Here is a 13,366-nt window from a genome sequence, read left to right on the forward strand (position 1 = left end):
GTGATGTAGTTTGAGAAAAGCAGTAATTTTTGATTTTGAATTTGGAGATGAAGCCTTTGACTATAGGAAGATTCTCACTTTAAGAGCTTTATTTGATTATATGAAACTTAGCTGTAAAGCAGCATATAAAATTGTATCAATGATTGCTCCAAGATATTTACAAGAGTTTCGGGTAAAATATCTTTAACCAAGCTACCATTGATACAATTTATACTTCTAAGTACAGGTTTAAAACAACCCTCTTAGAGATTTTATTCTATTTTACTTTTTTCATTCTTATAACATTCCATGAAAGATTCTTTAAGGAAGCCTTGATGCATCCGTCTTCTACAATTGCATTTCCCTTGTTGTTAGGAACAACGTTGTTTGGATTTTGTTTGGTGTTAGCTGCTTTTACATCATCATGCTCAAGAACTATATGTTCAACAACCTCAAACTGTCCAAAGCCATTGAGTTCAACATCCAAAGTGATACTGTCATCCATATGCCTGTTTACTGCGAAAATCGTAATTTCATCGTTATTGTCATTAATAACCGCTGTTGCATCTATAGCTGAAACATCAGTAAAATCCTTAGTGTCAAACTTAGGTGCTTTCATAATAGTATTTAAAACAGTACCTCTTCCAAACACTGAAGTATGGAGGTATGGATAGTAAATAGTCTGCTTCCAAGCACTTCCGCCGTTTTCTGTCATTATTGGTGCAATAACATTTACAAGTTGTGCAAGGCAAGCCATCTTTACTCTGTCAGCATTTTTTAACAGAGTTATCAGCATACTTCCAACCAGTAATGCATCCTCGAAATTGTAAACATCTTCAAGCTGAGCCGGTGCTATTGACCATTTGTCGATTTTTTTATCTGCCTCATTGGAGTGGAACCATACATTCCATTCATCAAAGGAGAGGTTTATTTTTTTCTTGCTACGTTTTTTTGCTTTTACATAATCACAGGTTGCAACAACGGATTTTATAAAGGCATCCATATCCATAGTTTTAGCCAAGTAGTTTGCAGTATTTTCTTCTTGATTTCCGTAATATGTGTGAAGTGAAACATAATCAACGTGTTCATATGTGTGCTCGAGGACGGTAGCTTCCCATTGTGCAAATGTAGGCATAGCACTTCCTGAACTTCCGCAAGCTACCAATTCAATTGTAGGGTCTACCATTTTCATAACTTTTGCGGTTTCGCAGGCAAGTCTTCCATATTCCTCCGCAGTTTTTGTACCTATCTGCCAAGGACCATCCATTTCATTTCCGAGACACCAGGTTTTTATGTTGTGAGGCTGGCTGTAACCGTGAGACCTTCTCAAATCACTATAGTATGTTCCTTGAGTAAGGTTGCAGTATTCAATAAGATTTCTTGCTGCATCAACCCCTCTTGTACCAAGATTAACTGCCATCATTACTTCTGTTCCAACTTCTTTAGCCCATGTTGCAAACTCATTGGTTCCAATTTCATTAGTCTCAATTGTAGCCCAAGCTAATTCTGTGCGTCTTGGTCTTTTATCTACAGGGCCTACACCGTCTTCCCAATTATAGCCTGAAACAAAATTTCCTCCGGGATATCTTACTATTGGCACCTGTAATTCTTTTATCATATCTGAGACATCTTGTCTAAAACCCAGTTTATCGGCTGTTGGGTGACCCGGCTCATATATTCCGCCATAAACAGCTCTCCCCAAATGCTCTATAAATGAGCCGTAAATTCTTTTATCAACGGCACCTACAATATAGTCTTTGTTAAGTATCATTTTTGCGTTATTCATGCTGACCTCCAATTAGTATTAAAATTAAATTAGTAATTAATAATAAAGTTAATTACTTAATAATTACCTTAATAACTATATAGTATATTCCATTTTCCTATATGTCAATACAAATTATTGACTTTATATTTACAAATTATAATGTGTAATTTATACTTGTATTAATTTGAAGTGAGGAGCAAAATGCAAATGAAGATAGATATATCAGAAAAGTGGCTGCCTGTTTATGAAGCTTTAAGCAGCAATGTGAGAATTAAAATAATTAATTTACTTGCAACAGAGGCTTTAAATATAAAACAGCTTGCCCAAGAACTTGGGCTTAGCAGTGCAATAGTGACAATGCATGTAAAAAAGCTGGAAAAAGCCGGTATTGTTCACTCTGAAAGAAAAAGTATTAACGGGGCAGTACAGAAACTCTGTTTTCTTGATGTAGATTCATTAGAAATCCAGTTTCCAAGCAAACAGGCAAAAACAAGAAGTTATCACGAATTCTCAATGCCCATAGGCCATTATTCAAATTTTGTGGTTACCGCCACTTGTGGAATAGCAACCCCTGAAAAGGTTATAGGTGAGTTTGATGATCCAAGATATTTTTTGGAGCCGGACAGAGTTAATGCAGGAATACTCTGGTTTACGGAAGGCTATGTAGAATACAAAATTCCTAATTTCTTACTATCCGTACAACAGCCCGAAGAATTGGAAATATCAATGGAGCTTGGTTCTGAAGCTCCTGGAATAAACAGCAATTGGCCCTCGGATATAACTTTTTTTCTTAATGAAAAAAAGGTCGGTCAATGGACCAGCCCCGGAGATTATGGAAACAGCCGTGGAAGATATACTCCCGATTGGTGGAGCTTGCAGGTTGGCCAGTACGGTTTGTATAAATCCATACGTATAACACAGGATGGTTCTTATATAGATGGAACAAAGGTTTCCGATACTGCACTTTCGTCTTTGGATATACGCCAGAAATATTGGACTTTTAAAATAGCAGTACTGCCTGATTCACAGAATGTCGGGGGTGTAACAATATTTGGTAAAGGCTTTGGGAATTACAGTCGTGATATATTATTTAAGTTATATTATATATAATTTTGGTTTAATAAATTATTCAACATAAATAATAAAAAAATCAACTTTTCAATATGGCTATTTGAATTAAAAATTTACTTAATAAATAATTATAAAAAACTCTTAATATATTCTGTTTCGATATGTAAACAGCTTTGATAAAATAGTGTTGTTGGTGGAAAATACCGACAGTAAAGTTTATTATAGGAGGAATAGTAAATGAAGAAAAGGTTAATTGCGTTGCTAATGTGTTTCTCATTGGTAATGGCGGCAGGTTGCGGAGCAGGTTCGGATTCAAATGCTTCTGATTCGTCTCAGGCAGCTAAAACATCTACAGCTGCCAGTGGTTCAGACAGCAATAAGTTGATTACGATAGGTTTTTCACAGGTTGGAGCTGAAAGCGACTGGCGTGTGGCTAACACTGCATCCATGAAATCAGCATTATCAGAAAAAAACGGCTTTAAGTTAATTTTTGCAGATGCACAGCAAAAACAGGAAAATCAGATTAAAGCAGTAAGAGATTTTATATCACAAGACGTTGATGTTATTGCAATAGCACCTGTTACAGAAACCGGATGGGAAACTGTATTGGGAGAAGCAAAGAACGCAGGAATACCTGTAATAATCGTAGATAGAATGATAAAGGTTTCCGATGATTCACTCTTTAGCTGTTGGGTTGGCTCAGACTTCCAGAAGGAAGGCGTAAATGCAGCTGAGTGGTTGGCAAACTACATAAAAGAAAAAGGTAAGACCGAAACACAAAATGTTGTAGTGCTTCAGGGAACTATCGGTTCTTCTGCTGAAATAGGCCGTACAAAAGGTTTTGGCGAAACAATAAAGAAATACAGCAACTTTAAAGTATTGGCACAACAAACCGGAGAATTTACTCAGGCAAAAGGACAGGAAGTTATGGAATCCTTCCTCAAGCAATATAAAGATATAAATGTAGTAGTAGCACAGAATGATAACATGGCATTTGGAGCAATTGATGCTCTTAAAGCTGCAGGAAAGGTTCCCGGAAAAGATGTGACAATTGTATCTTTTGATGCGGTTAAAGCGGCATTCAAATCCATGATGGCCGGAGATATGAACGTATCAGTAGAATGTAATCCGTTACACGGACCAAGAGTAGCTGAACTTGCTAAAAAGCTTATGAATAAAGACAAAGTTGAAAAAATTCAGTATGTTGATGAAAAAGTTTACCCTGCTGAAACAGCTGAAAAAGAGCTTCCAAATCGTCAATATTAATTTGAATCCTTATGTTGTAATTAAATAAAAAACAGGTGTGAATGTAATACTGTTTCACACCTGTTTTTTTAAAAGATTAACTGCAGCAATTCATTGGGAAAGGATGGAGAAGATGCGTGGGGAATGAAAGTTATGAAGTTCTTAAAATGAGAAACATTTGCAAGACTTTTCCCGGAGTAACAGCACTGTCCAATGTTGATTTTACATTGAGAACAGGTGAGATTCATGCTCTTATGGGCGAAAATGGTGCGGGAAAGAGTACTTTGATAAAAGTTTTGACAGGTGTTGAAGAATTTGAATCAGGTCAAATACTTATAGACGGTATAAATCATCCGGTTATTAATAAATCTCCCCAGGAAGCACAAGCAAACGGAATCAGTACTGTATACCAGGAGATAAATCTATGTCCCAACCTTTCGGTGGCAGAAAACATTTTTATCGGAAGAGAGCTTAAAAAGGCGGGCCGTATTGATTGGAAAGCAATAAATAAAAGAGCAAAAGAGATTTTATTAAATTTTGATATTGATATTGATGTTACAAAATCTCTGGACAATTATTCGGTGGCTATGCAGCAGATGGTTGCCATCGCCAGGGCTGTGGACATTACCTCAAAAGTGCTTATATTGGATGAACCTACATCAAGTTTGGATGAATATGAGGTTGAAAAACTATTTGAGGTAATGAGAAAATTAAAGTCCCAGGGAACAGGTATAATATTTGTAACACACTTTCTTGAACAGGTATACGCAGTATGTGACAAGATTACGGTGCTACGAAATGGCAGCCTGGTAGGTGAATATGAGGTCGAAAAACTGCCCAGAGTTCAGTTGGTTGCAAAAATGATGGGTAAGGAATTCGATGATTTGGCTCATATAAAAAAAGCAGTAAAGGAACAGGAAATCAAAGCAACGAGGGAGAGCTTCATCTGTGCAAAAGAATTGGGGCATACCGGAACTATCAAACCTTTTGATTTGGAAATCAAAAAAGGTGAAGTAATTGGTCTTGCAGGCCTTTTAGGGTCAGGCCGTTCAGAATTGGCAAGAGTAATATACGGTGCCGATAAAGCGGATTGCGGAGAACTTGAAGTAAATGGGCAAAAGTGCAGTTTTAAAGCGCCCATAGATTCAATGAAAGCGGGAATGGCTTTTTGCCCTGAAAACAGAAAAGAAGAAGGAATTATTTCAGATTTATCTGTAAGAGAAAATATGATACTTGCTCTGCAGGCTAAGAGAGGTATGTTTAAACTTATAAGTAAGAAGGAGCAGGAGGAACTTACTGATAAGTTTATCAATATGCTTCAGATAAAAACTGCAAGCCGAGAAACTCCTATAAAACAGCTTAGCGGAGGTAATCAGCAAAAAGTCATACTGGGTAGATGGCTTATGACGGAGCCTGACTTTCTAATTCTTGATGAACCCACAAGAGGTATCGACGTTGGTACAAAAACGGAGATTCAGAAGCTGATTGTTGATTTTGCAAGTAAAGGAATGACGGTTATGTTTATTTCTTCGGAAATAGAAGAAATGCTTCGTACCGTTAACAGAATGGCAGTTCTGCGAGACGGCAAAAAAGTTGGAGAAATTGACGAAAGTGAATTGTCTCAGGAGCTGGTTATGAAGGTTATCGCAGGAGGTGATGCTAATGAATAGTCAAATAGTTAAAAAGGTAACAAAGTACAGGCTGTTCTGGCCATTAGTGTGTCTCTTTGCAGTATTGGTTGTGAACCTAATCAGAACTCCGGACTTTTTTAATATTTCCATTAACAGTAAAGGGGTACTTTACGGGTATCTCATAGATATAATAAACCGTTCCAGCGAATTAATCATCCTTGCAGCAGGGATGACAGTGTGTGTGGCATCCTCGGCAGGAACGGATATTTCAGTTGGGTCTGTAATGGCAGTAACCGGTGCGGTAACGTGTTTCTTATTGGGAACAGGTGATGCATATAATATACCATATGTTCTTGCAGTAGTGGCAGGAATACTGGCTGCCACTGCTTGCGGCGCTTGGAACGGCTTTCTTGTTGCAAAAATGAAAATCCAGCCCATGGTAGCAACCTTGATACTTTTTACTGCCGGTCGTGGTATAGCACAGCTCATTACTGGGGGAAACATACTTTACATAAAAGTTAAGAGCTTCAAGTATCTTGGTTCCGTATTGCCGGGAGTACCATTGCCAACACCTATTTTTGTAGCTGCGGCAGTAGTACTACTCACTTCACTTCTTCTGAAAAAATCAGCAATTGGAATGTATGTTCAAAGCGTTGGTATAAATGCAAAAGCCAGCAAACTAATCGGCTTGAATTCAACATTAATTATATTTTTAACCTATGCATTTTGCGGCTTGTGCTCAGGAATAGCCGGTACAATAGCCACTTCCAGAATTTATTCCATTGACGCAAATAATGTGGGACTGAATTTGGAAATGGATGCAATTCTTGCAGTTGCACTGGGCGGTAACAGTCTGGCAGGAGGAAAATTCTCTTTGGCAGGCAGCGTTATAGGCGCTGTTACCATACAGGCGTTGTCTACATCGCTTTATTCAATGGGAGTATCGGCAGACCAGCTGCCTGTTTATAAAGCTATAGTTGTAATTATAATTGTATCCTTGCAATCAAAGCAATTAAAAAAGTTCTTCAAAAATTTTAGTCAAAAGCAAAAAATCAGTGGTGCTGGAGAGAAGGTGACACAATGATAAAGAGTTTGCGGAGCAAATTAAGCGGCAATAACTTTTTGCTGTTTGTAACTATAGTATTATTTTTTGTGTTATACATTTCCGGCATGTTAGTATTTCAGGACAAAGGTTTTGGAAAGCCTCAAGTTTTTTTAAACCTGTTTATAAGTAACGCCGGACTCATAATTGCAGCTGTAGGTATGACAATAGTATTGATTACGGCGGGAATAGACATATCAATCGGCTCAGTAATAGCAATGACATGTATGCTCCTTGCATGGATGATGGAGAAAAAAGGCATGGATGCTTGGGTAAGCATAGTAATTGTTCTGGTGGTCGGTGTTGTGTTTGGTCTGATACAGGGATTTCTGGTATCGTATCTGAACATCCAGCCCTTTATTGTTACACTTGCGGGTCTGTTTTTTGCAAGAGGAATGACGGCAATAATAAGTGACGAAATGATAACTATTACAAATAAAGCCTTCCTTGGTATTGCAAATGCTAAGATATATTTACCGTTTATAACAACAGTAACAAAGAAGGGGAAAGTAATTCATCCTTATATATACCCCAGCGTAATTCTGGCAATTGCTGTGCTAATAATTGCTTTTATTGTTTTAAAATATACAAAATTCGGCCGCTCTATCTATGCAGTTGGCGGAAATGAGCAATCCGCATTGCTGATGGGCTTAAATGTAAGAAGAATAAAACTGAAAGTATATGCTCTGAATGGTTTTCTTGCAGCTTTAGCAGGCTTTGCCTTTGCTCTTAATTCCTGCGGAGGCTTTGTTGAACAGGCAAGAGGCTTTGAAATGGATGCCATTGCTTCGGCAGTAATCGGAGGAACACTTCTCACAGGTGGTGTCGGTAATGTCTTAGGCAGCTTGTTTGGCGTAATGATTAAAGGTACAATAGAATCAATCATAACTTTTCAGGGTACGTTGTCTTCATGGTGGACAAAGATTGCAATTGCAGCACTCCTATGTATATTCATCATATTGCAGAGCATCTTTGCATCAATAAAAAGAAAGAGTAAATAGTCTTAAAAAAATAAATAGAAAGAGACAGTCTTCTATAAAAGTAGACTGTCTCTTTTGGTGCATTCAAGCTTGGGATACATATAAGAGGAGAAATGATTATGAGAATTATAAAATATTTAGGCATATCATTAAAAACAAAGATGAGAACTTTGATGTTTATTGCCATTATTCCGCTTCTGGTATTTGTTTCTTATCTTATTTTCCAAGTGGGTACATATTCGGATTACTATAATACAATATATAAAAGCATATCTGTTGCCAATGACTTTTCTCAGAAATTCAAAAATGAATATGATTATAGTATGTATCAGATTGTAATAGGGTCAAGCAATTTTAAAAGAGAGGAAATATCTCAAAAGCTGGAAGATGCATATAACAAAGTTAATTATTTAAGAAAATCTGCTTTGATGCCTGAAAACAAAAGTACTACCAAATATATGAAGGATTATGTTGACAGTCTTAAACGCAGTACTGAAATTATTAAAGTGAATTTAGAAGCAGATGGTCCTAAGTATGATAAGAATTTAATGATACTTGATAATGATATCAGAACTACCACAACCATGATTACGGATTCCATTCAAAAATACGTATATATTGAAACCTTTCAGATGAACAAGGTACATAATAAAATTGAAGTGGAAAGAAAAAGAAATGTTACTTTTACATGTATAATTTTTGCAGTACTGTTTATGGTAACTCTTGTTTTGGTTGAATTTATTTCACACAGTATTACAAAACCCATAAAAAACCTGTGTATATCAACTAAATTAGTTGGAAATGGAGATTTTACCACACGTGTTCCGGATTCTGAAAGTGATGAGATAGCAATGTTAACAACAAGTTTTAACACAATGATTGAAAAGATAGGCAGTTTGGTGGAGGACGTGAAGCTGGAACAGATTAATTTAAGAAAGACTGAATTAAAGCTCATGCAAGCTCAAATAAATCCCCATTTTCTTTATAATACCTTGGATACTATTATATGGCTGGCTGAAGGAAACAAAACCAAGGATGTTATACAGATGGTAAGTGCATTGTCCAGGTTTTTCAGGATTGCCTTGAGTAAGGGGTATGACTATATAAGTATTAAGGAAGAAGAGATGCTTATAAGAAGCTATCTCCAGATTCAACAATACAGATATCAGGATATTCTGGAGTATGAGATAAATATTTCAGAGAAACTTGAAAACTGTAGTATTCTAAAGCTTACACTTCAGCCCATAGTTGAAAATGCCCTTTATCACGGAATAAAAAATAAAAGGGGAATGGGAAAAATAATTATAGAGGGCTACTGCCAAGAGGACACTGTTTATTTAAAGGTAAAGGATAATGGAATCGGAATGAATCAGGAGCAAATTGAAAAGATTAGAAGGCTCCTTGTAATGCCAAAAGAAGAAGATGCTCTCGGACAAAAAGGATTTGGATTATTTAATGTAAATGAAAGGATTAAGCTGAATTTTGGGACTGAATACGGACTGGATGTAAAAAGTGAATATGGTGTAGGAAGTGAGTTTACTATTTGCATCCCAAAAATCACCCAAAACCGTCATTATAATATTTAATTTGTAAAAAGAAGGTATTATAAATCTTAAAATGGAATATTTCACTTAGAACGGTTAGAGAGGTGATACAGGTGTATAAAGTATTTCTTGTGGATGACGAGGTTATTGTTCGTCATGGTATCAGGGATTGCATTAAATGGGAGCAAACTGATTTTGTATTTTCAGGTGAAGCACCTGATGGTGAATTTGCATTGCCGCTGATTATGGAGATAAAGCCGGACATATTGATTACTGATATTAAAATGCCATTTATGGACGGTTTGGAGTTAAGCCAGGTGGTCAGGAAAAATATGCCTTGGGTTAAGATTATTATATTGAGCGGACATGACGAGTTTGGGTATGCCAGGGAGGCAATGCGCATAGGGGTAACAGAATACTTGCTAAAACCTGTGACTGCCCAGGACCTCCTTGAATCATTGGAAAAAGTCAAAGATTTAATTATAAACGAAAAACGCGAAAGAGAAAACGCTGAGAAAATCAGAAAACAACTTGCCGAGAATGCTCCTTTATTCAGGGATAAATTTTTAAGCGAGTTATTATTAGGCATGGTTCCTCCTGTTGAGGTTATAGATAATTGTGAAAGCTTGGATATAAATATAATTTCGAAGTTTTATATTGTAGAGATTTTAGAGTTAGAAACGCCGAAAAAAAATGCTTCAGACGGAGAGTATACCGAAGTACTGCAGGCAGAGGCTTTGATTGATAGCATTGTCAGCAAAAACAGTGAAATTATCAAGTTCAGAAGGATGCTTGGAGAAATTATAGTAATAATAAAAGGTGACAACTTACAAAATATAGAAGAAGCTGCCTATAGTTTAGCTCAATCTTTTAAATACGAAGTGGAAAGGAAAACATCATGTATACTGGGAATCAGTATCGGTGGTGCAAGGGAAAGAATACAAGGAATTACGCAATCATTTAAGGAAGCTGACGAAATAAAAAACTACCGCTACATATACGGGAAACGCAAGATTCTCGGTATAAACGATATAAAGTCTGATATGGGTAGTAAAAAGGATTTTATTAAAATTGACATGAATAATACTTACGAATTTTTGAAGTGCGGACTGAAATCTGATGTGGGAAGTTTTGTAGATAAGTTTATTGATAACCTGAATGAGATTGAGATGAAGTCACCCATGTATATTCATTATTTATTCATGGATGTGGTAATAAGTGCGTCCCGGTTTGTTGAAGAACTTGGAGGAGAAATTGAAACTCTTTTGCCCTGGGTTTCAAATTTAGAAAGCTTTGTTGCAGGTATAGATTCAATAGAAAAGTTCGGAGAATTAACAGAATATACTTTAAAAATTGTATTGGAATTCAGAGATACAAGGGTAGAGAGGAAATATGACAGCATTATAAAGAAAGCAAAGGAATATATACATAGCAATTTTGCGAACTCAAATATTTCTTTAATTTCAGTTGCATCATATGTTAATGTCAGTCCAAGCCATTTTAGTACCATTTTCAGTCAGGAGGCAGGAGAAAATTTTATTGAATACCTGACAAAAGTAAGGGTAAAAAAGGCGATGGAGCTTTTAAAAACTACATCTCTAAAATCGTCAGAAATTGCTTATAATGTTGGGTATAACGACCCTCATTATTTCTGTTATATTTTTAAGAAAGCCACAGGAATTACTCCTAAGGAGTATCGAAGTGAAACATAGCAAAAAAAATATATTATAACAAATGTTAAAAAAAATATACATATGCATAGAGGAAAATAATCAATTTACTATTTTTTCATCTTATGGTAAAATAATTACAAAATATTATACCAATAACAAAAAGATTTATATTGAGATGGAAACTGTTTACATTCTATAATAAATTAACATAGTTAATATGTACTAATCGTTCTTTTTCATTTTACTCCTATTCTTACATTAGCCAAAGAAAGTCAATACCTTACATACAATATTGGACGGAGAACTTTATTTAGTTATTGGTATTGGCTTATCTTTTGGCCAAGTGCTAAAAGATAATAATTAGACAAAATAAGAAGGGGGGCTCAAAATTCACTAAAAAATAGTCTAATCTTCCTATCAATCGTAATAACTTTAAGTAGTTGATTCCGACCAAACTTGTATGCAGGAGCGTACATCGTTAATTCATATTATTATACACTTTTCAAATAGCATTTTAGCAAATTATCTTATGCTGCCAGGAATGACAACCTTGGCTTTTCTTGAAGAATTAATACTTCAGTAAAAACACTATATATGCATTACTTAACGAGATCATTGCCTAATATTTTGTACATGATGGGATGGTTGCGGCTAACGCTGTTCATTTGAACAGTGCTTTATGCTGTCGGTTACAAATTAATTTAAACGGAGGGAAATAAGTATGTTTAACAAAAGTAAAAACCGTAAGTTCAGAATTTTTAGCACTTTATTTTCAGCACTTTTATGTGCCTGCATTATCAACAGTAGTTTACCGCTTACAGCAAATGCTGCAATGGCAACTGGCAAAGCTAAATGGGTTGGTAATATTTGGTATGGTGGTTCTGCGCCAAGCCGTTATGGAGACTATTGGAATCAGCTTACACCTGAAAATGCTACCAAGTGGGGTTCATGTGAATCACAGCAAGGCGTATACAATTTTAGTCAGGCTAAAGCAATGTATAATTACTGTAAAACAAACAAAATTCCTTTTAAGTTCCATACACTTATCTGGGGCTCACAGTATCCAAATTGGTTAGGCGGTTTATCCGGTTCAGCAAGAAAAACAGCCATAGAAAACTGGTATAAAGCTGCTGCACAGAATTTCCCGGATGCTGAATACATTGATGTTGTAAATGAAGCTATGCCCGGACATGCCCCATTCCCATACAAGAATGATATCGGAGGAGACAATGGTCTCTATGGTACAGGCTGGGATTGGATTGTATGGTCTTTTGAAATGGCTCGTAAATATTTCCCAAATTCAAAACTGCTGATTAATGACTATAATGTTTTGAATGAATGGTCTTGTCTTGACCAATATATACCTGTTGTAAAAATATTGAAGGCAAGAAACCTGATTGATGGTGTTGGTTGCCAATCACACGGACTTGATAAGACAAGCGCTGCAAATCTGAAGTCAAGACTGGACAGACTTGCTGCAACAGGTGTACCTATATATATTTCTGAATTTGATTTAGATATCGCAGATGATAATACACAGAAAAACAAGATGCAGGAGCTTTTCCCTGTAATGTATGAACATTCAGCAGTAAAAGGTGTTACTATCTGGGGATACTTGCAGGGACATACCTGGATTCCGAATTCTCACCTTCTGCGCAGTGACGGATCTGAAAGACCTGCAATGACTTGGTTAAAGCAGTATATGGCAAAAGTTCCGGGTGATGATGTACCTGTAGAAACAAGAAGTGCATTTTCAAAATTGGAAGCAGAAAGCTATAACGACCAGTCCGGAATACAGAACGTTACATGTGATGAAGGAACAGAGGCTGTGGGATATACAGAAAACGGAGATTATACCGTTTACAAGAATATTGATTTCTCAAACGGAGCTACAGGCTTCCTTGCAAGAGTATCAAGTGCTAACAGCGGAGGAAAAATCGAAATCAGACTTGATAGCCCTACAGGTACATTGATAGGAACTTGTCCGGTTTCAGGAACAGGGGACTGGCAGAAATTTGTGGATGCTAAGTGTACTGTCAGCGGTGTAAGCGGAAAGCATGACTTGTATCTGAAATTCACAGGAGACAGCGGTTACTTAATTAATCTAAATTGGTTTATGTTCAGCAACACTCCTGTTTCTACAGATAAAATAGGTGACTTGAATTCAGACGGACAAATAGATGCACTTGATTTGCTGGTATTGAAAAAGTGTATTTTAGGTATGGGAACTGTTGAAAATACAAAGCTTGCAGATGTGGATGCCAGCGGCACAATTGATTCCATTGATTTCGTACTTATGAAACAGTACATACTTGGTCAAATATCAGTATTTCCTGCTGAAAAATAATTATTAGACATTTACAAGAAATAAAA

The 13,366-nt window shown here is 36.3% G+C and carries 10 protein-coding genes; 9 read left to right on the forward strand and 1 reads right to left on the reverse strand.

All coding sequences use genetic code 11. The features are described from left to right. Window positions 1-10 precede the first annotated feature (10 nt). The gene (locus tag P0092_RS05090) at window positions 11-187 is read left to right on the forward strand and encodes a hypothetical protein (RefSeq protein ID WP_004616880.1); all 177 of its coding nucleotides are present in this window, start codon (window positions 11-13) and stop codon (window positions 185-187) included. A 69-nt stretch (window positions 188-256) separates the two neighbouring features. Here the strand turns inward: P0092_RS05090 and arfA are convergent, their stop codons facing one another. Further along, the gene (gene arfA / locus P0092_RS05095; RefSeq protein WP_004616882.1) at window positions 257-1,765 is read right to left on the reverse strand and encodes an arabinosylfuranosidase ArfA; all 1,509 of its coding nucleotides are present in this window, start codon (window positions 1,763-1,765) and stop codon (window positions 257-259) included. A gap of 189 nt (window positions 1,766-1,954) precedes the next feature. Here arfA and P0092_RS05100 point away from each other — a divergent pair, with 189 nt between their 5' ends. From P0092_RS05100 to P0092_RS05135, 8 genes are all read left to right on the forward strand, one after another. Next, on the forward strand, window positions 1,955-2,857 hold the full coding sequence (locus P0092_RS05100; RefSeq protein WP_004616884.1) for an ArsR/SmtB family transcription factor: 903 nt from the start codon (window positions 1,955-1,957) through the stop codon (window positions 2,855-2,857). Window positions 2,858-3,055: 198 nt separating this feature from the next. Then, window positions 3,056-4,084 (forward strand): ABC transporter substrate-binding protein, encoded by a 1,029-nt coding sequence (locus tag P0092_RS05105; protein WP_004616885.1) that lies wholly within the window; start codon window positions 3,056-3,058, stop codon window positions 4,082-4,084. Between the two features lie 116 nt (window positions 4,085-4,200). Continuing rightward, entirely contained in the window at window positions 4,201-5,733 is a 1,533-nt protein-coding gene (locus P0092_RS05110; RefSeq protein ID WP_004616887.1) for a sugar ABC transporter ATP-binding protein, read from the forward strand. Next, window positions 5,726-6,778: an ABC transporter permease gene (locus P0092_RS05115; protein ID WP_004616888.1), complete on the forward strand. Its 1,053-nt coding sequence runs from the start codon at window positions 5,726-5,728 to the stop codon at window positions 6,776-6,778. The genes P0092_RS05110 and P0092_RS05115 overlap by 8 nt, the downstream gene beginning before the upstream one ends. Further along, complete coding sequence (locus P0092_RS05120) at window positions 6,775-7,797, forward strand: ABC transporter permease subunit (RefSeq protein ID WP_004616891.1); 1,023 nt, start codon at window positions 6,775-6,777, stop codon at window positions 7,795-7,797. The genes P0092_RS05115 and P0092_RS05120 overlap by 4 nt, the downstream gene beginning before the upstream one ends. Before the next feature lie 98 nt (window positions 7,798-7,895). Then, complete coding sequence (locus P0092_RS05125; RefSeq protein WP_004616892.1) at window positions 7,896-9,362, forward strand: sensor histidine kinase; 1,467 nt, start codon at window positions 7,896-7,898, stop codon at window positions 9,360-9,362. Between the two features lie 71 nt (window positions 9,363-9,433). Next, complete coding sequence (locus P0092_RS05130; RefSeq protein ID WP_004616893.1) at window positions 9,434-11,032, forward strand: response regulator transcription factor; 1,599 nt, start codon at window positions 9,434-9,436, stop codon at window positions 11,030-11,032. 682 nt (window positions 11,033-11,714) lie between these two features. Next, window positions 11,715-13,340 carry an endo-1,4-beta-xylanase gene (locus P0092_RS05135; RefSeq protein ID WP_004616894.1) on the forward strand — a complete coding sequence of 542 codons (1,626 nt, stop codon included), beginning with the start codon at window positions 11,715-11,717 and terminating at the stop codon, window positions 13,338-13,340. Window positions 13,341-13,366 lie beyond the last annotated feature (26 nt).

The organism is Ruminiclostridium papyrosolvens DSM 2782 (assembly GCF_029318685.1).
Classification (GTDB): domain Bacteria; phylum Bacillota; class Clostridia; order Acetivibrionales; family DSM-1351; genus Ruminiclostridium; species Ruminiclostridium papyrosolvens.

Bases quoted from the DNA above. Each gene is read 5' to 3' on its own strand.
- arfA (WP_004616882.1), bottom strand. From the start codon at position 1,765: ATGAATAACGCAAAAATGATACTTAACAAAGACTATATTGTAGGTGCC.
- P0092_RS05100 (WP_004616884.1), top strand. From the start codon at position 1,955: ATGAAGATAGATATATCAGAAAAGTGGCTGCCTGTTTATGAAGCTTTA.
- P0092_RS05105 (WP_004616885.1), top strand. From the start codon at position 3,056: ATGAAGAAAAGGTTAATTGCGTTGCTAATGTGTTTCTCATTGGTAATG.
- P0092_RS05115 (WP_004616888.1), top strand. From the start codon at position 5,726: ATGAATAGTCAAATAGTTAAAAAGGTAACAAAGTACAGGCTGTTCTGG.
- P0092_RS05120 (WP_004616891.1), top strand. From the start codon at position 6,775: ATGATAAAGAGTTTGCGGAGCAAATTAAGCGGCAATAACTTTTTGCTG.
- P0092_RS05125 (WP_004616892.1), top strand. From the start codon at position 7,896: ATGAGAATTATAAAATATTTAGGCATATCATTAAAAACAAAGATGAGA.
- P0092_RS05135 (WP_004616894.1), top strand. From the start codon at position 11,715: ATGTTTAACAAAAGTAAAAACCGTAAGTTCAGAATTTTTAGCACTTTA.